Raw genomic sequence first — 21,417 nt, forward strand, 5'->3', positions numbered from 1 at the left:
TGAATACATGAGTAGTATCATTCCTGAAAAATTAAATGATTTTAAGGTCTTTGTTAACGGATCGACAGATTTGAAGGGTGTTGCGGATTTGCAGCTCCCTTCTTTTGATTTTATGACTGAAAGTATTAACGGAGCTGGCATTGCAGGTGAATATGAATCCATTAATATTGGTCACTTACAAAGTATGAAGCTCACTATCAATTGGAGAGTCATTACGGGGGAGATTACAGAATTTCTTAAGCCTATTCCTCATCAGATTGACTGTCGCTTAGCTAATCAAGAGTACAATACAACAGGCTTTAAAGTTAATAGAGTTGTTGTAAAAGGGCATGCTACTAAAAATGATTTTGGTAAAGCAGCTAAAGGATCCGCATATGACGGCTCGACCGAAATTGAGGTTATGTATATTAAGGTGCAGCGAGATGGAAAAACGTTAATCGAGGTAGATAAAGCAAATTATATTTATATAGTTGATGGTGTTGATTACATGGCTGATTTACGTCAAGCACTTGGAATATAGAAGGAGGAACAACAATAATGGAAGTAAAATTAACTAAACCTATTAATTTAGATGGTAAAGAGATTAAAAAATTAGAATTAAAACTAGAAGAGCTCACAGGTGAGGATATTTTAAAAGTTGACTTAGAGTTAAGGACAGAAGGTAATCTTGACGGGTTGAATACAATTCATAATCAAAATGTCCTCATCAAACTAGCTTCTAAATCGTCAGGAATCATTGTAGATGATTTTAAAAAATTATCTGCACCTGATTTTTTAGAGGTAACTTTTAGTGTGAGAAATTTTTTGCTGGGATTATCGGCTCAACCGGTACCGGAGAAGATTTCAGACGAATCCTAATTAGATTATCAAAAATTACTTATACGAGTATAGAATACTGGGAATCTAAAACAATTCGTGACTTAGAGGCATGGAAGGAATCTATAGTTAAGGAGGTAGAACTCGATGGCTAAAAAAGCATATGAAATGAGTTTTCAGATTGGGGGAAAGTTAGCGAGTTCTTTCTCCAGTACTTTCTCCAAAGCTTCTTCAAGTTTAGTTGATTTAAAGAATCAAGCAAGACAAACGCAACGGGCGCTAAACCAACTTGGTAATGATTTCAGAAGAGGGAAAATTCACCAATCGCAATATACTGATTCAACAGAAAGACTGGTTCACGAGCTCGAACGATTAGAACGAGAACAAAATCGCATATCCACCTTAAAAACATCATTTAGCAATGGATTGAATACGGCTAAACAAGTAGCTAGTATAGCAGCCGTTGGTACTGCTTATGCTGGTACCGGATTAGCATTAAACAGTGTAAAAAAAGCAATGAATTTCGAAGAACAATTGAGCTCTATCAAAGCGGTAACGGGAATATCTGCTGAACAATTAAGCTTGGTTAGACAGGAATCATTAAAGCAAGGTGCAGCAACGAAATATAGTGCTTTTGAGGCAGCGCAAGGTTTTGAAGAATTATTAAAGGCGGGAATGTCGCTTGAAACGTCCCTTAATGGCGGATTGAATTCTTCTTTAAATTTAGCAACAGCTGGCGGGCTTGAACTATCTGAATCAGCTGCTTTTGTTTCAGACGCTCTTAATGGTTTTAAAAAGGACAGCATGACGGCTGCGGATGCCGCGAACATTTTAGCCGGTGCTGCCAATGCGTCATCTACTGGTGTTAGAGAAATTGGCCTTGGTTTAAGTGCAGTAGGACCAGTTGCTGATGGATTAGGGGTATCGTTCAAAGAAGTAAATGCAACTCTAGCGTTATTTTCAAACAACTCCTTAAAAGGGTCTGATGCTGGTACTTCGTTTAAGACAATGCTATCAAATCTTGTTCCAATGACAGATGATGCTAAAGAAGCATTTCGGAAATTCGGACTCGTTAATAAAAAAGGCAAGAATATTTTATTTGATTCTAATGGCGAATTGAAAGATATGACAGAAGTAGCAGGTATCCTTCAAAAGAGCTTTAAACACTTAAATGCTGAACAACGGCAACAAGTTTTTTATACCATGTTTGGAAGCGATGCTATTCGTGCTGCAAACATCATTTATAAAGAAGGCGCAGAAGGCATTGAAAAAATGTATGATGAAATGTCTAAAGTTACTGCCTTAGACGTAGCTAAAGCAAAAATGGATAATGCTACAGGAGCTGTTGAGCAATTAAGCGGCGCCTTTGAAACAATGCAAATTATTGGAGCAGAGGCATTAAATCCATTAATAAAAGAAGGTGCTTTAAATTTAGCTGATTCATTTGAACGAAACGCATCAGCAGTTGAAAAGTTTGGACAACGAACAGCTAATACACTTGGGGAAGTTTTCGAGCCTTTTCTTTTATCAAAACCTGTTAAGCCTGAATTTGACGGAAGTAATTTTAAAAAATATGATGAACTAATGCTGAAATACAAACAAGACTTAGAAAAGTATAAAAAATTTAGTGGTATGGATTTCGGTGATAAAGTGGTTTACTCGTTGGATGAGGGCTCGGCAAAAATTGAAAAATGGCTTGACGGCCCAGGCGGAGAAAGCGTGAATAAGATTTTTGCAAAAATAGGTGAAATTGCAGCAAAAGCATGGTATGAGGCTTTTACTGGTGCGTTGAAAGCATCGGTAAGTAATACGGCTCAAGGGAATTTATTTGCTGGCATTGGAATGTTTGCAGCAGCTAATTTTTTAACGGGAGGCCTTCTTGGTAAAGGTATGATTGGTGCCGGTAAATGGGGAGCTGGAAAGTTAAAAGGGGCCAGAGTTGCTAAAACGTTGCAAGTAGCAGCAACACCTAAAGTTGTAACAACAATAGATCCAACGGCATCTAAACCAGTAACAACACTTTCTAAAGGCGGGAAAGTCATGCAATTTCCGGGAACGAAAGCAGTTGAAACAGCAGGTAAAGCTACTGGAAAAGCAGGCTCCCTTAAATCTATTTTACCGAAGGCAGGAAAAGTATTAGGGATAGCAGGGAAAGCAGCGTTACCACTTTCAATTGCGACTGAGCTTTTTAATATTTTTAGTGCACAGGATAAGACGAAAGCTACTATTCAAGCAGGTGCAGGCATAGCTGGAGGTATTGGCGGCGCAAAAGTAGGCGCTCTGGCAGGTTCATTCTTTGGGCCTGTCGGTACTGTATTAGGTGGATTAATTGGTGGCGTAGGCGGTTATCTTGGTGGAAGATGGCTGGGAGGTAAAGGCACAGATGCAGTCCGTAATAGGGCAGCTGCACAACAAGCTCCATTAGAAGCACCTGGACCCACGCAAGCAATCAATACTAATATCCAACTTGCAACAAAAAATTTATCATTACTAGCCATGTATTCTGGACAAGCGAGCGGTTGGGTTGTAGGATCATTCACCGGAATCAAATCAAGCGCAGATAAAGTAAAGAGCAACTTGGATTTATTGACGATGTATACTGGGCAAGCGAGCGGATGGCTGGCATCTTTGAATGGCATTCAAACAGCAGGGCAAAGAGTAATCAGAGCCTTAAATAATTTAGAGCGCAGAATTGACAGTGTTGAGTTACCTAGCATGAGTAGTAGGAGGTTGAGCTTTAATGGCTAAATATACTACTATTCAAGGTGATATGTGGGATGCGATTGCCAAAAAGACACTTGGAAGTGAGTATTATATGACAGAATTACTCGAGGCTAATCTTGAACATCTTGAAACAGTTATTTTTTCTGCAAATGTTCAGTTGGAAATTCCGGACGTTGAAACGACGACGTATGTGCAGGCTCCGCCGTGGCTTCAAGATGGGGAAGATGTATCATGATAATGGAAGCAAGACGTGCCTACCTTGAAATTAGATATAACAATACAAATATCTCTAAACATATTGAGCCTTATGTGCTTGGATGGACCTTTACTGACAATTTAAGCGGCCAAGCGGATGATTTAGAAGTGCAATTACAAGACAGAGACCAACTCTGGATTAACTCCTGGATGCCGAAGAAAGGTTCAACCTTAAAATCTAATATTGTCCGAAAGCATTGGACATATTGGGGGCAAACAGAGAGGGCGGTACTGGGTGTATTTGATATAGATGAGATTGATGGATCTGGTCCACCTTCAATTGTGAATTTAAAAGCAATATCTATTCCAGTATCATCATCATTAAAAAATGAAGATAAAAATAGAACGTGGGAAAAAGCAAAACTTTCTACTATCGCAAAGGACATCGCTAAACAAAATGGTGTAAAACTATTTTATGACTCAAAATATGACCCTGAGTATGAAACTATTGAGCAAACGGAAGAATCAGATTTAAAGTATTTAACTAGATTATGTGACGATGCCGGCCTTTGCTTAAAAGTAGCAAATAAGAGCATCGTCATTTTTGATGAAGAAAAATATGAGCTTCAAGATCCAATCATGACCATACAAAAAGGCGCTAGTAATATCAAAAGCTATAGCTTTAAAGACACATTAACTGGAATATACAAATCTTGTCGAGTTGAATATCAAGAAGGCAAGAAAAAGAAGAAAATCACTGCAACGTTTACTCCGCGGAATCCTCCAAAAACAGGACGGACTTTAGTTATCAATGAAAGTGTAAAATCGGTAGCTCAAGCCGAAATTTTAGCGAAAAAACGATTGCGTAAAGCAAATAAGGACGCAATATCAATGACATTCGTAATGTCTGGAGACCTGCGATTATTGGCTGGCAGAACAATTTTAGTAAGAGGCTATGGTCATTTTGATGGTAAATACATCATTACCCAGGCGATTCATAGCCAATCCAACGGTTATGAAACCAATATCAAAATTAGAAAATGCTTGGAGGGATACTAATGAATGGGCTAATAAAAAATGTAATTCAAATTGGTATCGTTTCATCAGTTGATAAAAGTAAATGTACCGCGAAGGTTGCCTTTGAATCAAGGAATACAGTAAGGGAATTATCGATTATTGTAAGGGGGACCATTCAACCGAAAGATTATTGGATACCAGTGCCAGGCGAACAAGTACTGTGTGTATTTTTACCTAACGGAAATGATTACGGTTTTATTTTAGGGTCTTTTTATTCTGAGATAGATACACCACCAGAGGTGATGTAATGGCTAAAATCGGCGTATTTGGTGATGTTGTTTTTGAGGTATCAAGTAAGAAAGTAATGACCTTTAGCGGATTTAAACGCAGCGGTTCCGGAAGATGGGCCGACCACGAAAGAATTGGAATGAAGCCAATAAGTGAATTTATTGGACCAGGGAAGGAAGAAATTTCTTTTACTGTTCAATTGAATGCATGCTTAGGAGTGAATCCTCAACTAGAATTAGACAAACTAAGGCGCATCCGGGATAAAGGTGAAACACGAGGGATTATCATAGGGGAAGACTTCATATCAAAGAGTTTATGGACATTAGAAGCTATACAGGAAACTCATAAAACATATGACGCCAACGGTCAATTGTTAGTTGCTGATGTAGAATTAACAATAAAAGAATACCCTCGTTTGTGAGGTAATGATAAATGAATGAATATCAAGTTACAAGTATTAAACAAACAATTAACTTGGAGCCAACAACAGTTGTGGAGGAGATTCTTCAAAATGTTAGGTTTATCATAACCTCGTATGCTTTTTCCTGCCCCATGGATAGAGATTTTACATGGAGCCCTGAAGAATTAGATGGTCCTATTAATGTCGTGAAAGCACGTATCCGAGCTAAATTAGCAGAAGCTATTCCTAAATATGAACCTAGAGCAGAATTGCTTGAAGTTCTATTTAAAACCGACAATGCTTTGGAAGGAAACCTAATACCTATTGTTAGGGTGAGAATTGATGAAACCAAGATTTAATTTACCAGAAATAACTTTTGCTGAGAAATCAGCACAACAAATTGAAGCTGATATGATTAAAGCGTTTGAGGATAAGAGAGGCGTTAAATTAGGGCTTGCTGACCCGCGCCGAAAGTTTATCCAAGCATTAGTGCCTATATTAATGCCGCAGCGTAACATGATTGATTACAGCTCTAAACAGAGGCTTTTAGCATATGCAACCGGAGCATATTTAGATCATATCGGCGCAGGGAAAACCGAACGATTGCAGCCTACTTATTCAAAAACAACGATAAGGCTTAATCTCACGACTTTAAACCTAGTGACAATTCCATCGGGAACAAGGGCAACACCGGGTAATGGTGTTTTTTTTATGTCTACAAAAGAAGTTACAACATCTAATCAACCATTCGTGGACATTGAATTTCAGTGTACGGTTGCTGGTTCTATAGGAAATGGTTATCTACCAGGTGAAATAAACGCTTTAGTGGACCCACTACAATGGGTATCATCTGTAGAGAACATAACGGAAAGCGAAGGTGGCTCTGATGCTGAGGACGATGACTCTTATGCAGAACGAATTCGAATCGCTCCTGAAAGTTACTCTACAGCTGGGCCGGATGGAGCTTATAAGTTCTGGGCAAAAACTGCCAATCCTTTAATTGTTGATGTGTATGTTGGTTCGCCTGCACCTTGCGAAATTGAAATTAGAACACTGTTAAAAGGTGGAATTAATCCAGATCAAGAAATATTGGACACTGTCCTTGAAAAGTGTAGCAATCGAACAGTTAGACCACTTACGGACTTCGTTAGCTCGTTGGCACCAGAAAGAGTATCCTATGACATTAACATGACTTATTGGATTCATAGGGACAATGCCAGCCGTGTACCAACTATTCAGAAACAGGTTAATCTAGCTGTTGAAGATTATAAATTATGGCAAAAATCGAAGTTTGGAAGAAGCATAGACCCATCGGAATTAACTGCACTTGTTAAGAATGCCGGAGCAAAACGAGTATCAATACCTTTGCCACTGTATCAGGCAATAGCAGAGCACCAAGTACCTTTAGATAATCTCATTACTGTTACTTATGGGGGATTAGAGGATGATTGATATCTATAATATTAGTTTATTAGATCTACTCCCAGAAAATCTAAAACAGGATGAAGATTTAAAGGCTATTGCTGAAGCCATAACACCAGAAATGCAATCGATATCATTAGAAATTAAAGACATTATAGAGCTAGCAAACTTAGAAAACTTACTTGAAGCAGTTATTGATTTGCTTGCTTGGGAGAATCATGTTGACTTTTACGATACCTCATTGCCCTTAGAACAAAAGATTAAACTTGTTGAAAATGCGGATTTTTATCATCGTAGCAAAGGCACTCCTGCAGCTGTAGAAGACTTAATCGTAACATTATTTGGAGAGGGTAAAGTAGTTGAATGGTTTGAATATGATGCTGAACCAGGCTATTTCAAAGTTGTTACGAATAACAGAGCTGTAACAGAAGAAAGAGCACAGGAATTTGTTGCAGCTCTTAATTCAGTAAAACGCAAAAGTGCCTGGCTTGAAAAAATTGAAATAACTCAGGTCGAAAATATGGACTTATATATCGGTGGATTTGTCCATACGGGAGATAAAATGGAATTAAGGCAGGTGGTTTAGATGGGAGCATTTGGTGGACTTGTAATAACAAATGATGGACGTAACCTTCAGTTAAAAGCACAGACTGGTATTCAATTAAAATTCACTCGAATTGCCCTTGGAGATGGAGCTTTAAATGGTGCATCCATGTCAGATTTAAGGAACTTGATTAGTCAAAAAATGTCCTTAAATATAACAAAGCTTAAAAAGGAAACTAACCGCGCTGTTGTTGGAGCTGTACTGTCAAACCAAACTTTGGCAGCAGGATTTTACTTTAGAGAAATTGGAGTATTTGCAACGGATCCTGATATAGGTGAGATTTTATACTGTTATGGTAATGCTGGGCAAAATGGAGAGTATGTCCCAGCAGGTGGCGGCTCTGACGTTATAGAGAAAACAATCGATGTCAGCACGATTGTTGGGAATGCAGTAAATGTATCAGCTACTATCGATCAATCTTTAGTTTTTATGAGTAAAGGGCCTCTAACTTGGAATCAAATAGAGGGTATAGAATAGGAGGGCAAGTATGGCTATACAAAGTGTAAGAGCAACGATTAATGGACAGACCTATGCACTGACTTATAACGGAACAACGGGTAAGTATGAAGCAACCTTAACGGCACCAACCATTACCAGCTTTAATAAAGAAGGCGGTTATTATGGTGTCACAGTCGAAGCGACTGACCAAGCCGGAAACGTAACAACGAAAGATAGCACTGATACTAGCTATAGATTAGTAGTTAAAGAGAAAGTTCCGCCAGTGATTTCAAACTTGTCGCCTGCAGCAAGCGCTCGTGTAACAACAGCAAGTCCTAAGATTACAGGTACTATTACGGATGAAGTTAACGGATCCGGTGTAGATACGTCTTCTTTCGTACTTAAAGTTGATGGAGTAGCCGTAAATAATGCAAATGTAACATTTACACCTGTTACGAATGGATATAATTTTTCTTACCAAACTAGTAGTTTAGCACAAGGAAGCCATACGTTTACGGTTGATTGTAAAGACAATGATGGTAACGCAGCAACGCAAAAATCTATATCCTTCACCGTCGATACTATTGCACCAAGCTTAAACGTTACGGCACCAACTGAAGGGTATATTACAAACCAAACGTCGCTCCCAGTATCAGGTACAACATCCGATGCTACAAGCAGCCCTGTTACGGTTTCTATTAAGTTAAATGGGGCAGACCAAGGTGCAGTCAATGTATCTAGTGGGGCATTCTCGAAGGCTATTACACTTTCGAAAGAAGGTTCTAATAGTATTGAGATTAAGGTTACGGATTCGGCCGGTCTATCAACAACAATCACAAGAAACGTTACGCTGGATACTGTTGCTCCAACAATCACAGCTATTGAACTAGTCCCTAACCCAGTCGATGCAGGAGCTACTTACATTATTAAAGTAACGGCAGCAGACTAATGGCTATTGTAAAAATAGTGGGCCATGTTGATAGCGTGGAAATAATATTTCGCTTAAATACCGAAGGGGATTGGATAGCGACAATACCTAAAGATTTAGATGGCGAATACGTAGTAGAAGTGAATGCATATGATGAGGCAGGCAATATGAGCTATGCCTCCAGTATGCTTTTTGTTGTTGATCCATCTACATTAAAAGTGGAATTTGTTCCACTTAGCTATGCGTATAAAACTATAGATGATGAGGTTTATAGTGAAAAAATATTAGTTTCTGATTTCGCTTACTACGAAGTAAAGAGCAGTTTTAATTTTAAGGAACTACCCCAAAATTTCGCCGCTAAGGTGGTGAGTTGATTGCAATTTATTCTAGGTGAAAAAAGGGAAGTCAAAATAAAAATTACAAGTACTAAGAATGAGCCGTTCACCATTAGAAATGCAACTTTTGAACTTGTAAAACGAGGAAAAGGAAAAGTGCTAGGCGGGAATTGCGAAGTTGAAGAACAAGAAATTTATGTTCTTATTCAGCCACCAGAAGAAGGAAGTTATATTTTGCAATTTTCATATGAGATTGCAAATGAAATCTTGAAAGCAAATGTCCCGATTGAGGTAAAGTATTATGTTGGCCGTTAACCTAGTTAGTTTACCAAAAATCGTAAGTACTGGTGAACAGTTCAAAATTGAAGTAATTGTGGAGTCAAATTTTTATTTTGATGACATTGAACAAATGAATTGGGACACAGTCGAAAATAGAGGACTATTATGGCGCAACATTGATGACACACCAAACTTCGATGATAGTTTAGAACAAAATACATGGGCTTTGGTTGAGACAAATACATGGGACGACATTGAAAGGGGATGACATAAAAGATGAGTTCAGAAAAAACAACAAACTTTAACTTACACAAATGGGCCGGTACTGATTATGTAAAACGGCTAGAATTTAATGAGAATTTTGATGAAATTGACCGTGTTGTTGGTGAACATTTGGCTGAAAATGCGTATTTTGAAGTGTATGCTACAGGTACTGCAAAATCAGTAGCAAATGACACCATTACAGAAGCTGATATCACAACGAGAATTATAAGTGGTGAAACTGATTTTAATTTTGGAACCATCATATCCAATAAAATTAACATTTTAAAACCAGGGATATATTTAATTAACGTAGAATCCGTTGCATTTGCATCAAACTCTAGTGGGACACGAATTTTGTATGTAAACAACAGTGCAAAATCGATAGTACCAGCTTCAAATGGATATGGTACTGTTTTGAATGCAATATTTTTATTGGAAGTTACATCACAAACTACTTTGTCAATACAAGTTCGTCAGACTTCTGGAGGGTCATTAGACTTAACAAATGCGACTGTTAATATTGCAAAACGTTAATTAGAGGTGAATAAAGTGACTGAACTAAAATTTAGTAATACTAATAAAAATCCGAATAAACTCCATGATTTTTTGATTCAAAATAATATTATTCCAACCCGATTTATACATGATCGAAGTTATGATGAACTTGGTGTGGTTTTAGAGGAAGCTAAGACTTTTTTTATAACTGTTCAAGATAAAGACATAGAAAATGTATTGGTACTAATAGAACAATTTTTACAAAAATAGAACGAAAGATATTATAATTTAAGTTAAAGTATAAAGGGCAAAGGATGGGGAAAGTGAAAATAATAAAATATAAAAGTATATTTCTTGCCATATTAGTCTCCTTTTTGTTAACTGCAAGTGTTTCAGGAAAAACAATCACAAATAAAATAATCGAAGATGATAAAGAAACTATTAATTCATATCAGATAGATCTACAAAAATTCGATAGTTCGAATCTAGCAGAGTGGAATTTAGAAAAAGAAGAAATAAAGCATAATATTAATAATTTCCTTGGTAAGAGTCCTAAGAATAAAGTAGCTTTAGATTCAAAAATACTCTCAAAAGAAGATATGGGTGGATACACGAGAACTAAAGTTTCGTATAAAGTTGAAAAAAACGAAGTAGTGACAGCGTATTTGTTAGTTCCTAAGAATTTGGAAAAACCTAGCCCGACAGTATTAGCACTTCATCAAACAACAAAAGATGGTAAAAACGAGGTTGTTGGAATAACTAATAATAAAGAAATGAATTACGGTGAAGAGCTAGTTAATCAAGGTTTTATTGTATTGGCTCCAGATGCGCTTTCGGCAGGAGAGAGAATTTTTAAAGGATATAAAGAATATGAGTCTAAACCATTTTATGAAAATAATCCAAACTGGTCAATGATAGGAAAAGCAATCTGGGATAATCAAAGAGCCATAGATTACTTAATGAAGTTAGATATTGTGGATAAAGATAATATTATGGTAATGGGCCATTCTGAAGGAGCAGTAGATTCATTGTTTTTAGCAGCTTTCGATGAGAGAATATCGGCAGTGGCATTAAACTGTGGATTATCAACTATAAGTGGTGATCCTAATCCATACAAATGGAGTAGAGATTCATGGTTTATTGCAATTCCAACATTAAAAGAGTATTTTGAACGTGGAGAAATTCCATTTGATTTTCATGAAATTGTTGCCCTAGTCGCTCCAAGGCCAATGATTAGTTTTAGTGCTTCAGAAGATAGTGTTTTCCCACATTATCAAGGAGTATTTGAAATAAGTAAACAAGCTTCAAAAATTTACGGCCTATATAACAAAAAAGAGAATTTAGATATTTATGTATTTAATGGTGAACATTCCTTTCCAGATAACAATAAGATATTAATGTATAACTGGTTAAAAGAACATGTTAAGTAGAATAGTAAATGATAAGGAGCGAGTCTTTGATTTGGTTCTTCTTTAATGTCCCATTCGGGCCATTAAGCGACATAACTAAGCATAAAAACATGTATATATTTTGCAGGTAATTCCATCATTTTATCGAAATGAATAGATAAAAGGAGAGATGGTGATATTTATGTATTCTTATGTAGATAAAAAGGGATTACATTGCGGTTACGATAATAGTACTAATTTAAGCTTGGTAGAAATTCGTTCTGGAGATATAAAAATGCACTCAATAATATGTAATGATCACAGGAAAAGCGGTAATCATGTCTGCGATTTAAATTCGCTGAAAACCTTTATAACAGAATACTGTACAAGACACAGCCTTACAAAACAAGCAGCAATAGAAATCGTAAACACAATTTGTGAGCAAATAAGCACGGATAAAATTCGCATAAACTATGACCAAGAAAAAATGGATTTTTATTTTATTTGAATATTTGATGGTTTAAACGGGAAGTAAGGCACTCTCAGTTGAGGGTGCTTTTTCTATTACAAAAATAAGCAGCCCAGCCCTGAACCGATCGGGGCTATTTTTTTATAGAGAAAAGAGGTTAAAACGTGCTAAATTTTCAAGAATTACATTTACTTGAAGCATTACCAAAAACATTAACTTACATGATACTGTTTTACTTTTTAGTAAAAGTGCTGGATTTTATGACAGGACTCCTAAAGACTTGGAAAGGGGTGTCACCTTACCAGTCGTCCGTCATGCGTGACGGTATCATAAGATGGATCGGTGAGCTTATCGGCATTGTGTTTGTTCTTGCGATTGACTCTATTCTTGGGCTTAACTTCTACCTCACCGGATTTACGGTGGGGTTATTTATTTACAAAGAAGGCGGCAGCATTGTAGAAAATTTAAAGATGTTGGAAGTAAATTTGCCAGGGATTGTTCAGGACAAGCTATCAACATTTGACAAAGGAAAGGAAGATAAAAATGATTCAAGCAAGACAAATGCTCGTTAAGTCAAATAAATTCAATATAAAATGCCCAAATGTAATGGTAGCTGAATATATCACAATCCATAACACTGCTAATGATTCCAGTGCAGATAACGAAATACAGTACATGATTAACAACAGTGCAGAGGTGTCATATCACTTTGCTGTGGATGATAAAGAAGTAGTTCAAGGTATTCGTACTGATCGTAACACATGGGCAGCTGGTGATGGAGGTAATGGACCAGGAAACAGAAAATCAATCCATGTAGAAATCTGCTACAGTCAAAGTGGCGGCGAGCGTTATAAAAAAGCAGAAGCCTTAGCTATTAAGTTTGTTGCTCAAATGCTACTCGAACGCGGTTGGGGCATAGAACGAGTGAAAAAACACCAGGATTGGTCCGGGAAGTATTGCCCGCATCGGATACTAGCCGAAGGCCGTTGGCAGGCTGTTTTGAACGCTGTTCAGGCGGAATTAAATGGACTAAAAAAATCTAATGAAAAGAAGGAGAATGCTAAAATGCAAAAAGTAAACATTGTAGCAGGAACAAAGCTACTGGAAGGTGTAGTCATAAACGGTGTAACGTATGCACCTGTCCGTGAACTTAGTGAGCTTCTCGGAAAAAAAGTAGAGTGGAATGAGAAAACAAGTATGGTTACTCTTAAATAAGGTTGTGTATACTAGCATTACAGCTTAGAACTACTCCCATAAAAGAGCCCCTTCTCAAATGAGTTGGGGCTAATCGTAAATTTTATTTTTAATTGATTTTTTCAGGCATCCCTAAGTAAAATCCTTGTGCCATATGTACCCCTATATCTTTTGCAATATTTAGTACATCCTCGTTTTCTATTCCTTCCAATATTAAATTAACACCGTTATAATCACAGTAATCTAATATCGCTTTAATCATGTGTTGTTTTTTCATTGATTGATCCAAGTCGTTAGAAAAATAGCGATCTAATTTAATATAGTTTGGCTCCATTTCAATGATTGTTTGCAAAGTTGGCCAACCTTTACCAACATCATCAATAGCAATTGAAAAACCATACTCTTTGAGTAATTTAATTCTATCCCACAATAAAACTGTGTCGAAAGTATCAGTTTCATTGATTTCAAAAATAACTTGTTGACAAGGATCCTTGAAGTTTGTAAAAATATCTTTAATAAAAGTAGGAAATGATTTATTTATAAGAGTTGATGGGAAGACATTTATAAATAACCTTAATTCCTCTTTCATAAACTTTCTAATTATAGAATTTGAGTTTTGAAGGGCTTTATGAATTGATTTAGTATCAAGTTCATAAAGCTTATTTCTTTTTTTGGCCTCATTAAAGACAAAATCAGGAGTACCTATATTTGTCCTTAAAAGGAATTCTCCACCTATTGATGAGTTATCATTTAATGTGAAAACGGGTTGAAAGTAATGTTCGAATTGATTATATTCAATCATTTTATTAAATGAAACACTTATACTCAATTTTCTCCACCCTCCTTTCCCATTTAAATTAAAAAATCCACCAAAAAGGTGGATTTAACAACTTATCACATAACCATCTCTTTGGTAACCCGGCTGCCATAGTTTCTTATTACATTAGGCCCGTGGCTTTGCGTCCCTACTTTTCAGTAGGTTTGCTATTAACTTTCGGTAGGCTATTTAATTGAGATAAATTATATATTAATTTTTTGCTAATTTCTACATTTTTTTACACAAAAATGTAATTTTCGACATTTGAGATATTATTAATTAAAGAGAATTTAGACAAATAATTACACGCACTAACATTACATCAACAAGGTCACATAAAAAAGCAAAAAGCCCTGCTCATTCAAGTGGGGTCGCGTTTTATTTTACAGGATTTTCCTCATAATCATAATATCCACTATCAATTTGTTCTCTTATTCCACTGACATATTTCTTTAGTTCCTCTGTAAGTTCTTCCTTATCGAGCTCATCAGGTGAAAACTCAATAATTTTTTCATTTACAAAATCAAATACTACAATAAATCTTTGTCCACCGAATAATCGAGTGTATAGAATTTTATACATAATCATCCCTCGTTTTTTACGCACTAATATTCTTATTTACATTGATATCGAAACGTGCGTTCGCATATAATGTAAATAGGGAGGAGAAAGTATGTTTGTTTATTTGGAATCACTTATAGAAAGTAAAACTCCGGTTGAAATGATTTACCAATCATCAAACGGGGACATAACACACAGAATCATTACGATATATGAAATAAGTGATAAACACATTAAAGCCTTTTGTCATTTAAGAAAGAAAATCCGGATATTTAAGCGGGAAAATATATTATCTATACAACCACATAAACCAAAAAGAAAATATATAAGCTAGGAGATGTAAAAATGAGTGAATTGAGAGAAACACAGATTAAAATTAATCATAAAGACGCACTAAAAGTTTAATTTTTGTTAAGGGATATGTTGGAGATTTACATGGACCATACATTCAAATTGGAAAATATTTTGGAGATTGTTTTTTGCAATTTTATCGATGATTATCGTAGAGGTTTAATAAAAAATCCGATTCCAAAGATATTGCATTATCTTTAGTTAAAATAAAAAAGGTATTATGTCATCAAATAATTAATATGTCTTTTATGGGTAGCGCAGTACCACCGCCTATCCAGATTGCAGCAATCTGTCCAAGTGCAGTTAGTGTAGCTGCATTGGCACCAATAGCTGTAGCAAAAAGATTGGCCATGGATCCTGCTAGTGAAATTCCTGAAAATCCTGAGCCATCTAAACCTGTTATAGCACCGACAACTGTTAATGTTATCGCAGCAATTTCGCTATTAAGTGGTACGGCATGAGCAAGGGCGACTCCTAAATCATTTACTATTCCTGTAGAATGGGCAGGTAGATATTCACCAATAATTTTTGTGAAGCCGGAATCTCCTAGGTAGAAAAAGGCGGCAATTGGAATCACAGGACCAAACACCTTAAAGCCAAACTGAAAACCTTCAATTAGATAAGAAGTAGTTTCCTCTAAACCTTGATTTTTATGTGCCATTAAACTGATTAAGAGGAGAATAAAAATAGCGGTGCCGCCAACTAATGCTGTTGCATCTCCACCTGAAAGATCTAGAACAAACATGGCTGCAACATCAAGGAGGAATAATAATGGGATGAGGAAGGCAATTAGCTTTTTAGCGCCTGGAGTAAGAAGATTTTTAAAATGTTCCATTTCTTTTTTAGTAAAATGTTTTTCTTGGGAAGGCTCTCCTATCGTTGTAGTGTCCGCTTTTAAAGTGCCATTTTTCATATCGCGCTTTAAAAAGATAAACGCAGTAACAGTCGTTACAATTCCCATTACAAACACTAACGGTACACTTGCTTGCACCACATCGAGGACTGGGATTCCCGCTGCGTCTGCCGTTAATTTCGGCGCACCTTGAATAATAAAATCTCCTGATAAAGCAATACCATGCCCGAATAGATTCATCGCCATAGCAACTCCCAAAGCCGGCAAGCCGACCCGTATGGCTACCGGCAAAAGGACGGCACCAAGAAGAGCAACAGCTGGGGAAGGCCAGAAAAACCATGAGATGACCATCATTAAAATCCCAATAGTCCAATAGGCTAGGGCTGGTGTTCTGATTAACTTTGTAAATGGTGATATCATGACATCGTTGACACCCGTTCTTGTAAGCACTTTAGACATGGAGACGATAATGGAAATGACTAAAATTGTACCGAGGAGCTCAGTAATTGCGTAGATGAAGCTATTAAAGATGCTGCTGATAGAGGAGCTTAATGATTGCGTCGCCGTAAATGCCAGCAAGAATATCCCGACGATACAAATTAATGTAGTATCCCTTCGCATGACCATGAAGCCGATAATGATAAGTATAAAGGCGACATAGATCCAATGAAGGGCAGTTAATTCAACTACCATTGTTTTTAACCTCCTATTTAAACAAATACCTAATGCTGTAATATAAGATATGAGGAATGGCAAAAGGTGTGTTTCAATAGAAGAAAAAATTAGAAAATGGGGGACACCATGAATCCCCCATATTTGATTATTTTTCTTAACGAGGCCCTTTTACATTTTTGCTTCGCCCTTCTCTAGGCTCATCGGCACGTTCGCGACCTTGTTTCGAGCGTTTTTTAGCAATTTGATTCTCTTCTTTTACATCGGTCACAAATTCCGAAGCGATTTCTTGCTTCGTGTTTCGGGCCATTTGCTGCTGGGCGTTATGATGACTTTCTGATGTTTGTGTTCTAGCCATATTGAGCATCCTCCTAAAACTTGCGAGTTGATGATCTTTTAAAAGATTTCAATGTTAGTATGAGTTAATGTAGCATGAATTACCGTTGCAATAAATGGCAAAACTCTCAAGTTCATATTAACGGCGAGAGGTTCTTGCAAAGCTCTCAAATTGGCGTTCATCTTCAATTAACCCGCATACACCACATTGAACTTTATAGGAAGGTCCGCGGTATGGGATGTGAAAAGGGTCTAGCGCTTGATTAGTATAGTCTTGAATAACATCGCCTGATTGTGGATCCATTTTCACTGGCTTTGGAACCTGCTCAATAATATTAAACCTTGATCGGTTTGTACCACAATTTGGGCAACAATAGGGTCCAGGCATATCCATCCCTCCAAAAGTTAATCCATTTTATAGGGTGTTCAGATTTGATAAAAATATGAGAGAATATCTAGCATATTTGGATGAAATGATCCTGTATACTAGTTACTAATTTACTTTCTATTTTGAAATTTCTTATTGACATTTCTTTGTTTAACTTGTATTGTATGAAATGTAAATAATTTCATACAAATTCTTATCAAGAATGGTGGAGGGACTGGCCCAATGAAACCGAGCAGCAGACTTTTTTAAGCACTGTGCTAAATCCTGTGAGCATTCAAGTGTTCAAAAGATAAGAAGAGTCTTTTTAATCAATGTAACCAACTCTTCTTAAACAATAAGAAGAGTTTTTTAAATTCTTGAACATCTAGTTGCAATGAAAAAGGCAAATTTTAAAACGAGCTGACTGGACATTCCAGAGGCAGATTTAATCAGTTATTAATAATAATTGATTAGTCTGCCTTTTTTATTTGCAAACATGGAATCGACACAAAAACACATTCAATTCATGGGGGGCCGACAAATGAATAACCGTTTAATTTATGAAAATTTTGATGAACGGGAACAGATTGAATTTTCAACAGACAATGAAACAAAAGGAGCGTTGGAAGTATTACAATGGGCCTATTCCCAGTATGGGGATGACATCATCTACGCTTGCAGCTTTGGAATTGAAGGGATTGTCTTAATTGACTTGCTTTCAAAGGTTAATCCCAAAGCGAAAATTGTGTTTTTAGACACTGAATTACACTTTGAGGAAACATATCAACTAATTGAAAAAATCAAAGAACGATATCCCGACTTAAAAATTTTTATAAAAAAATCAAAACTTTCTTTAAATGAGCAGGCTCATCAATATGGTCCAAACCTATGGGCAAGCAACACCAATAAATGCTGTGAATTAAGGAAAGTCATTCCTCTAACAGAAGTGTTATCAAATGCAATAGCTTGGATTTCAGGGTTGCGCAGAGACCAATCTGAAACCCGAAAAAATACGCAGTTTATTAATAAGGACAACAAATTTAAATCGATTAAGATTTGCCCGTTAATTCACTGGACATGGAAGGAAATATGGCGATATGCGCATAAGCACAAATTAGCCTACAATGTCCTTCATGATCAAGGCTACCCGAGTATTGGTTGTAAACACTGTACCCAGCCTTCATTTGATATGAATGATTTACGGTCTGGTAGATGGAATGGGACAGGGAAGGTTGAATGTGGTCTTCATCAATAAATAAAAGAGGTATAAACAAATGATGTTAACTTATGCTGCTTTACTCATTGCGTTATTTTTTGCAATCAATATTGGTGCTAGTGGTGCTGCAGCTTCTATAAGTGTAGCCTATGGATCAGGTGCTATTGCCAGTAAAAAGAAGGCATTACTTTTATGCGGAATTGCTATTCTGGCCGGTGCGGCACTCGGTGGAAGTGAAGTTGTCAAAACGATTGGGTCTGGGATCATTCCCCAATCCATTCTTTCAGAGCAAATCGTTCTCATTATTTTATCTTCTGCAGCACTTTCACTTTTTATTGCCAACCTCTTAGGAATTCCATTATCAACTAGTGAAATTACTGTCGGAGCTGTTGTTGGGGTTGGGGTGGCTTATCAAGCACTCTATATTAATAATATTTTAGTGATTATCAGCTTCTGGGTAATCATACCGGCGATTGCCTTCGGTTTGGCTGTAATAGTCGGTAAAATCATTGCTAAAGTAGAAAACAAATATCGAAAAACAATTTTGCAAGCAAAATCACAAAAGGTGATTTCGATCTTTGTCATTATTATTGGATTCTTTGAAGCATTCTCAGCAGGGATGAACAATGTTGCAAACGCAATTGGTCCATTGGTTGGAGCAGATCTTATCCCGATGAAAATCGGAACATTGCTTGGCGGCATATTTGTTGCCCTAGGCGCCATCCTCCTTGGGGGGAATGTTTTACAAACAAATGCGAAAAGAATCACGAAGTTTTCTCTTCTCGAAGGAGGTGCAATTTCAAGTACGGGAGCATTTCTTGTTATTTTATCTTCAATTTATGGTTTACCAGTTCCCTTGACTCAAGTAACGAGCACAGCAATTATGGGGATTGCCACGGCACAAAAGGGCGCAAACACGCTTAATAAAAATATTGTTTTAAAAATTATTAAGGTGTGGCTTGTTTCGCCAATCTTTTCATTGGTTATATCCTATGGGCTAGTCAAAATAATTGTCTATATGGATATTTATACAATTGTCGTATTATTAAGCGTCTGTGCTGCAACTTTAGGAGTTGTAAGTTTAATCAAAACAATTAATGAAGATCGCAGGGCTTATCAAGAAAATGGCGGGGGAATATAAGAACTTCTCAAACACTTTCAGTTTATTAAACCAAGTAAGGATATTTGAATAGGAGGAATATGATCATGGCTTTAAGTAAACCACATGGAGGAACATTAATTAATAAATGGGATCCGGATTTTGATTTAACTAACGTGAGAAAAGAAATTGAAATTGATACAACTGCATTAAGTGATTTGGAGTTAATAGGGAATGGGGCCTATAGTCCAATTGAGGGTTTCCTAGGAAGGGAAGATTATCAATCTGTAGTTGAAAATATGAGGCTAACAAACGGTAAAATATGGAGTATTCCAATCACACTTCCAATTGCTAAAGAAAATTCAAAAGAGATAGGGATTGGTGACAAAGTAAAACTAACACATGACGGTGAAGTGTATGGAGTTATTTCTATTACAGATATATTTCAACCAGAAAAGAAAAAAGAAGCAATCTCTGTATATCGAACGACAGATTTAAACCATCCTGGCGTAAAAAGATTATTTGAAAGAGGTGACGTGTATTTAGCAGGACCAATCATACTAATCAAACGAATAAAACGAGACAAATTCACTTCCTATTATCTGGATCCACTTGAAACTAGAAAAATTTTTGTGGAAAAAGGGTGGCAAACAATTGTTGGCTTTCAAACAAGAAATCCAGTTCACCGCGCCCATGAATATATTCAGAAATCTGCACTGGAAATAGTTGATGGATTATTTTTAAATCCGCTAGTTGGTGAAACCAAGTCAGATGACATTCCTGCTGATGTTCGAATGGAAAGCTATCAAGTGTTACTTGAAAATTATTATCCAAAAGACCGTGTCTTTTTAGCCGTATTCCCTGCTGCAATGCGTTATGCAGGACCAAGAGAAGCTATTTTTCATGCAATCGTGCGCAAAAATTACGGTTGTAGCCATTTTATCGTAGGTCGTGATCATGCAGGTGTCGGAAATTATTACGGGACATATGACGCGCAACGCATTTTTCGTAATTTCAGTACAGACGAATTAGGAATTACTCTATTATTCTTCGAACATAGCTTTTATTGCACAAAATGCGAAAATATGGCTTCGACAAAAACATGCCCGCATGGGAAGGAAGATCACGTAATTCTTTCAGGAACAAAGGTAAGAGAGATGCTGCGGAATGGAGAAATTCCTCCAAATACATTTAGTAGAAAAGAAGTTGTTGAAGTATTAATTAATGGCTTACAGGAACAGCCTGTTGAAGTTTGATTGGAAAAGAGGGAACCGATTTGAGTAAAAACACAAATATTTCGTGGCATCAATCTTCTATTACAAAAGAAAAGCGGCGTGAACAAAATAACCATCATAGCTTTGTAATCTGGTTTACGGGATTATCCGGATCAGGTAAATCAACGATTGCCAATGCTCTTGCCCGAAGACTTTACGAACATGGTGTAAAAAACTATGTGCTAGATGGAGACAACATTCGTTATGGCTTAAATCGTGATTTAGGGTTTTCAAATGAAGACCGAACCGAAAATATTAGAAGAATTGGTGAAGTTGCAAAGTTATTTGTCGATAGTGGCCAGGTTGTTTTAACAGCCTTTATTTCTCCATTTCAGTCAGACCGTAAGATAGTAAGAGATCTACTTGGGGAGCATGAATTTTTCGAGGTGTATGTTAAATGTCCTCTCGAGGATTGTGAAAAGCGCGACCCAAAAGGTCTGTATGAAAAAGCTAGAAAGGGAATCATACCGGAATTCACGGGCATTAGTTCTCCATATGAAGAACCAGCTGCACCAGAAATCATCATTGAGTCTAATAAATGGACAGTAGAAGAATGCGTAGACCAATTACTAAACTATTTCACTAGCAAAAACATCGTTTTGGGAGGAATGTAGG

General features: G+C 36.8%; 30 protein-coding genes and 2 riboswitches. Of the genes, 25 read left to right on the forward strand and 5 right to left on the reverse strand.

Annotation, left to right across the window (positions count from 1 at the left end; genetic code table 11):
* Positions 1-7 precede the first annotated feature (7 nt).
* The 21 genes from ACNQFZ_RS18510 to ACNQFZ_RS18610 all read left to right on the forward strand — a co-directional run bounded on the left by ACNQFZ_RS18510 (position 8) and on the right by ACNQFZ_RS18610 (position 13,277).
* A complete protein-coding gene (locus ACNQFZ_RS18510) occupies positions 8-520 on the forward strand; it encodes a phage major tail tube protein (protein WP_458412778.1) in 513 nt (170 codons plus the stop codon).
* Positions 521-537: 17 nt separating this feature from the next.
* Entirely contained in the window at positions 538-858 is a 321-nt protein-coding gene (locus ACNQFZ_RS18515) for a phage tail assembly protein (RefSeq protein WP_458412779.1), read from the forward strand.
* Positions 859-963: 105 nt separating this feature from the next.
* A complete protein-coding gene (locus ACNQFZ_RS18520; protein WP_458412780.1) occupies positions 964-3,564 on the forward strand; it encodes a phage tail tape measure protein in 2,601 nt (866 codons plus the stop codon).
* Complete coding sequence (locus ACNQFZ_RS18525; RefSeq protein WP_458412781.1) at positions 3,557-3,775, forward strand: tail protein X; 219 nt, start codon at positions 3,557-3,559, stop codon at positions 3,773-3,775. The genes ACNQFZ_RS18520 and ACNQFZ_RS18525 overlap by 8 nt, the downstream gene beginning before the upstream one ends.
* Positions 3,772-4,794, forward strand: coding sequence for a phage late control D family protein (locus ACNQFZ_RS18530; protein WP_458412782.1), 1,023 nt, complete (start codon positions 3,772-3,774; stop codon positions 4,792-4,794). The genes ACNQFZ_RS18525 and ACNQFZ_RS18530 overlap by 4 nt, the downstream gene beginning before the upstream one ends.
* Positions 4,794-5,060 carry a hypothetical protein gene (locus ACNQFZ_RS18535; protein ID WP_458412783.1) on the forward strand — a complete coding sequence of 89 codons (267 nt, stop codon included), beginning with the start codon at positions 4,794-4,796 and terminating at the stop codon, positions 5,058-5,060. The genes ACNQFZ_RS18530 and ACNQFZ_RS18535 overlap by 1 nt, the downstream gene beginning before the upstream one ends.
* Complete coding sequence (locus tag ACNQFZ_RS18540) at positions 5,060-5,461, forward strand: phage tail protein (RefSeq protein ID WP_458412784.1); 402 nt, start codon at positions 5,060-5,062, stop codon at positions 5,459-5,461. The genes ACNQFZ_RS18535 and ACNQFZ_RS18540 overlap by 1 nt, the downstream gene beginning before the upstream one ends.
* Positions 5,462-5,472: 11 nt before the next feature.
* Positions 5,473-5,799, forward strand: coding sequence for a hypothetical protein (locus tag ACNQFZ_RS18545; protein WP_458412785.1), 327 nt, complete (start codon positions 5,473-5,475; stop codon positions 5,797-5,799).
* A complete protein-coding gene (locus ACNQFZ_RS18550) occupies positions 5,783-6,892 on the forward strand; it encodes a baseplate assembly protein (protein WP_458412786.1) in 1,110 nt (369 codons plus the stop codon). Before ACNQFZ_RS18545 ends, ACNQFZ_RS18550 begins: the two co-directional genes overlap by 17 nt.
* A complete protein-coding gene (locus tag ACNQFZ_RS18555; protein WP_458412787.1) occupies positions 6,885-7,448 on the forward strand; it encodes a phage tail protein I in 564 nt (187 codons plus the stop codon). The genes ACNQFZ_RS18550 and ACNQFZ_RS18555 overlap by 8 nt, the downstream gene beginning before the upstream one ends.
* The gene (locus tag ACNQFZ_RS18560; RefSeq protein WP_458412788.1) at positions 7,449-7,943 is read left to right on the forward strand and encodes a phage tail-collar fiber domain-containing protein; all 495 of its coding nucleotides are present in this window, start codon (positions 7,449-7,451) and stop codon (positions 7,941-7,943) included. It begins immediately after the preceding gene.
* Between the two features lie 10 nt (positions 7,944-7,953).
* On the forward strand, positions 7,954-8,853 hold the full coding sequence (locus ACNQFZ_RS18565) for an Ig-like domain-containing protein (RefSeq protein ID WP_458412789.1): 900 nt from the start codon (positions 7,954-7,956) through the stop codon (positions 8,851-8,853).
* Positions 8,853-9,206 carry a PF13754 domain-containing protein gene (locus ACNQFZ_RS18570; protein ID WP_458412790.1) on the forward strand — a complete coding sequence of 118 codons (354 nt, stop codon included), beginning with the start codon at positions 8,853-8,855 and terminating at the stop codon, positions 9,204-9,206. The genes ACNQFZ_RS18565 and ACNQFZ_RS18570 overlap by 1 nt, the downstream gene beginning before the upstream one ends.
* On the forward strand, positions 9,207-9,482 hold the full coding sequence (locus ACNQFZ_RS18575; RefSeq protein ID WP_458412791.1) for a hypothetical protein: 276 nt from the start codon (positions 9,207-9,209) through the stop codon (positions 9,480-9,482).
* Positions 9,469-9,714, forward strand: coding sequence for a hypothetical protein (locus ACNQFZ_RS18580; RefSeq protein ID WP_458412792.1), 246 nt, complete (start codon positions 9,469-9,471; stop codon positions 9,712-9,714). Before ACNQFZ_RS18575 ends, ACNQFZ_RS18580 begins: the two co-directional genes overlap by 14 nt.
* An 8-nt stretch (positions 9,715-9,722) precedes the next feature.
* The gene (locus tag ACNQFZ_RS18585; RefSeq protein ID WP_458412793.1) at positions 9,723-10,244 is read left to right on the forward strand and encodes a hypothetical protein; all 522 of its coding nucleotides are present in this window, start codon (positions 9,723-9,725) and stop codon (positions 10,242-10,244) included.
* 15 nt (positions 10,245-10,259) lie between these two features.
* Positions 10,260-10,475 (forward strand): hypothetical protein, encoded by a 216-nt coding sequence (locus ACNQFZ_RS18590; protein WP_458412794.1) that lies wholly within the window; start codon positions 10,260-10,262, stop codon positions 10,473-10,475.
* A gap of 53 nt (positions 10,476-10,528) precedes the next feature.
* Positions 10,529-11,635, forward strand: a complete 1,107-nt coding sequence (locus tag ACNQFZ_RS18595) for an alpha/beta hydrolase (RefSeq protein ID WP_458412795.1) — start codon at positions 10,529-10,531, stop codon at positions 11,633-11,635.
* A 160-nt stretch (positions 11,636-11,795) separates the two neighbouring features.
* Positions 11,796-12,101, forward strand: coding sequence for a hypothetical protein (locus ACNQFZ_RS18600; protein ID WP_458412796.1), 306 nt, complete (start codon positions 11,796-11,798; stop codon positions 12,099-12,101).
* A 125-nt stretch (positions 12,102-12,226) separates the two neighbouring features.
* Entirely contained in the window at positions 12,227-12,634 is a 408-nt protein-coding gene (locus ACNQFZ_RS18605; protein ID WP_458412797.1) for a phage holin family protein, read from the forward strand.
* The gene (locus tag ACNQFZ_RS18610; protein WP_458412798.1) at positions 12,606-13,277 is read left to right on the forward strand and encodes an N-acetylmuramoyl-L-alanine amidase; all 672 of its coding nucleotides are present in this window, start codon (positions 12,606-12,608) and stop codon (positions 13,275-13,277) included. The genes ACNQFZ_RS18605 and ACNQFZ_RS18610 overlap by 29 nt, the downstream gene beginning before the upstream one ends.
* A gap of 88 nt (positions 13,278-13,365) precedes the next feature.
* On the opposite strand, the gene ACNQFZ_RS18615 is transcribed toward ACNQFZ_RS18610, so the two are convergent.
* The 5 genes from ACNQFZ_RS18615 to ACNQFZ_RS18635 all read right to left on the reverse strand — a co-directional run bounded on the left by ACNQFZ_RS18615 (position 13,366) and on the right by ACNQFZ_RS18635 (position 17,234).
* A complete protein-coding gene (locus ACNQFZ_RS18615) occupies positions 13,366-14,085 on the reverse strand; it encodes an EAL domain-containing protein (RefSeq protein WP_458412799.1) in 720 nt (239 codons plus the stop codon).
* 80 nt (positions 14,086-14,165) lie between these two features.
* Positions 14,166-14,252: riboswitch (cyclic di-GMP riboswitch) on the reverse strand.
* 199 nt (positions 14,253-14,451) lie between these two features.
* A complete protein-coding gene (locus ACNQFZ_RS18620) occupies positions 14,452-14,655 on the reverse strand; it encodes a hypothetical protein (protein ID WP_458412800.1) in 204 nt (67 codons plus the stop codon).
* A gap of 556 nt (positions 14,656-15,211) precedes the next feature.
* The gene (locus tag ACNQFZ_RS18625; RefSeq protein ID WP_458412801.1) at positions 15,212-16,531 is read right to left on the reverse strand and encodes a hypothetical protein; all 1,320 of its coding nucleotides are present in this window, start codon (positions 16,529-16,531) and stop codon (positions 15,212-15,214) included.
* 136 nt (positions 16,532-16,667) lie between these two features.
* Positions 16,668-16,868 (reverse strand): hypothetical protein, encoded by a 201-nt coding sequence (locus ACNQFZ_RS18630; RefSeq protein ID WP_458412802.1) that lies wholly within the window; start codon positions 16,866-16,868, stop codon positions 16,668-16,670.
* Between the two features lie 117 nt (positions 16,869-16,985).
* A complete protein-coding gene (locus tag ACNQFZ_RS18635; RefSeq protein WP_458412803.1) occupies positions 16,986-17,234 on the reverse strand; it encodes a DNA alkylation repair protein in 249 nt (82 codons plus the stop codon).
* 190 nt (positions 17,235-17,424) lie between these two features.
* Positions 17,425-17,530: riboswitch (SAM riboswitch) on the forward strand.
* 224 nt (positions 17,531-17,754) lie between these two features.
* On the opposite strand from ACNQFZ_RS18635, the gene ACNQFZ_RS18640 reads away from it, so the two are divergent.
* From ACNQFZ_RS18640 to cysC, 4 genes are all read left to right on the forward strand, one after another.
* Entirely contained in the window at positions 17,755-18,468 is a 714-nt protein-coding gene (locus ACNQFZ_RS18640; protein ID WP_458412804.1) for a phosphoadenylyl-sulfate reductase, read from the forward strand.
* Between the two features lie 19 nt (positions 18,469-18,487).
* The gene (locus tag ACNQFZ_RS18645; RefSeq protein WP_458412805.1) at positions 18,488-19,570 is read left to right on the forward strand and encodes an anion permease; all 1,083 of its coding nucleotides are present in this window, start codon (positions 18,488-18,490) and stop codon (positions 19,568-19,570) included.
* Positions 19,571-19,635: 65 nt separating this feature from the next.
* Positions 19,636-20,784: a sulfate adenylyltransferase gene (gene sat, locus ACNQFZ_RS18650; protein ID WP_458412806.1), complete on the forward strand. Its 1,149-nt coding sequence runs from the start codon at positions 19,636-19,638 to the stop codon at positions 20,782-20,784.
* Positions 20,785-20,804: 20 nt separating this feature from the next.
* The gene (gene cysC, locus ACNQFZ_RS18655) at positions 20,805-21,416 is read left to right on the forward strand and encodes an adenylyl-sulfate kinase (RefSeq protein ID WP_458412807.1); all 612 of its coding nucleotides are present in this window, start codon (positions 20,805-20,807) and stop codon (positions 21,414-21,416) included.
* Position 21,417 lies beyond the last annotated feature (1 nt).

The organism is Schinkia acidoalkalinis (assembly GCF_054301215.1).

Coding starts and splice junctions, on each gene's coding strand:
- ACNQFZ_RS18565 (WP_458412789.1), top strand. CDS start 7,954: ATGGCTATACAAAGTGTAAGAGCAACGATTAATGGACAGACCTATGCA.
- ACNQFZ_RS18510 (WP_458412778.1), top strand. CDS start 8: ATGAGTAGTATCATTCCTGAAAAATTAAATGATTTTAAGGTCTTTGTT.
- ACNQFZ_RS18540 (WP_458412784.1), top strand. CDS start 5,060: ATGGCTAAAATCGGCGTATTTGGTGATGTTGTTTTTGAGGTATCAAGT.
- ACNQFZ_RS18535 (WP_458412783.1), top strand. CDS start 4,794: ATGAATGGGCTAATAAAAAATGTAATTCAAATTGGTATCGTTTCATCA.
- ACNQFZ_RS18600 (WP_458412796.1), top strand. CDS start 11,796: ATGTATTCTTATGTAGATAAAAAGGGATTACATTGCGGTTACGATAAT.
- ACNQFZ_RS18630 (WP_458412802.1), bottom strand. CDS start 16,868: ATGGCTAGAACACAAACATCAGAAAGTCATCATAACGCCCAGCAGCAA.
- ACNQFZ_RS18545 (WP_458412785.1), top strand. CDS start 5,473: ATGAATGAATATCAAGTTACAAGTATTAAACAAACAATTAACTTGGAG.
- ACNQFZ_RS18555 (WP_458412787.1), top strand. CDS start 6,885: ATGATTGATATCTATAATATTAGTTTATTAGATCTACTCCCAGAAAAT.
- ACNQFZ_RS18515 (WP_458412779.1), top strand. CDS start 538: ATGGAAGTAAAATTAACTAAACCTATTAATTTAGATGGTAAAGAGATT.
- ACNQFZ_RS18530 (WP_458412782.1), top strand. CDS start 3,772: ATGATAATGGAAGCAAGACGTGCCTACCTTGAAATTAGATATAACAAT.
- ACNQFZ_RS18620 (WP_458412800.1), bottom strand. CDS start 14,655: ATGTATAAAATTCTATACACTCGATTATTCGGTGGACAAAGATTTATT.
- ACNQFZ_RS18580 (WP_458412792.1), top strand. CDS start 9,469: ATGTTGGCCGTTAACCTAGTTAGTTTACCAAAAATCGTAAGTACTGGT.
- ACNQFZ_RS18520 (WP_458412780.1), top strand. CDS start 964: ATGGCTAAAAAAGCATATGAAATGAGTTTTCAGATTGGGGGAAAGTTA.
- ACNQFZ_RS18570 (WP_458412790.1), top strand. CDS start 8,853: ATGGCTATTGTAAAAATAGTGGGCCATGTTGATAGCGTGGAAATAATA.
- ACNQFZ_RS18525 (WP_458412781.1), top strand. CDS start 3,557: ATGGCTAAATATACTACTATTCAAGGTGATATGTGGGATGCGATTGCC.
- ACNQFZ_RS18560 (WP_458412788.1), top strand. CDS start 7,449: ATGGGAGCATTTGGTGGACTTGTAATAACAAATGATGGACGTAACCTT.
- ACNQFZ_RS18610 (WP_458412798.1), top strand. CDS start 12,606: ATGATTCAAGCAAGACAAATGCTCGTTAAGTCAAATAAATTCAATATA.
- ACNQFZ_RS18625 (WP_458412801.1), bottom strand. CDS start 16,531: ATGGTAGTTGAATTAACTGCCCTTCATTGGATCTATGTCGCCTTTATA.
- ACNQFZ_RS18585 (WP_458412793.1), top strand. CDS start 9,723: ATGAGTTCAGAAAAAACAACAAACTTTAACTTACACAAATGGGCCGGT.
- ACNQFZ_RS18635 (WP_458412803.1), bottom strand. CDS start 17,234: ATGCCTGGACCCTATTGTTGCCCAAATTGTGGTACAAACCGATCAAGG.
- sat (WP_458412806.1), top strand. CDS start 19,636: ATGGCTTTAAGTAAACCACATGGAGGAACATTAATTAATAAATGGGAT.
- ACNQFZ_RS18550 (WP_458412786.1), top strand. CDS start 5,783: ATGAAACCAAGATTTAATTTACCAGAAATAACTTTTGCTGAGAAATCA.
- ACNQFZ_RS18645 (WP_458412805.1), top strand. CDS start 18,488: ATGATGTTAACTTATGCTGCTTTACTCATTGCGTTATTTTTTGCAATC.
- ACNQFZ_RS18640 (WP_458412804.1), top strand. CDS start 17,755: ATGAATAACCGTTTAATTTATGAAAATTTTGATGAACGGGAACAGATT.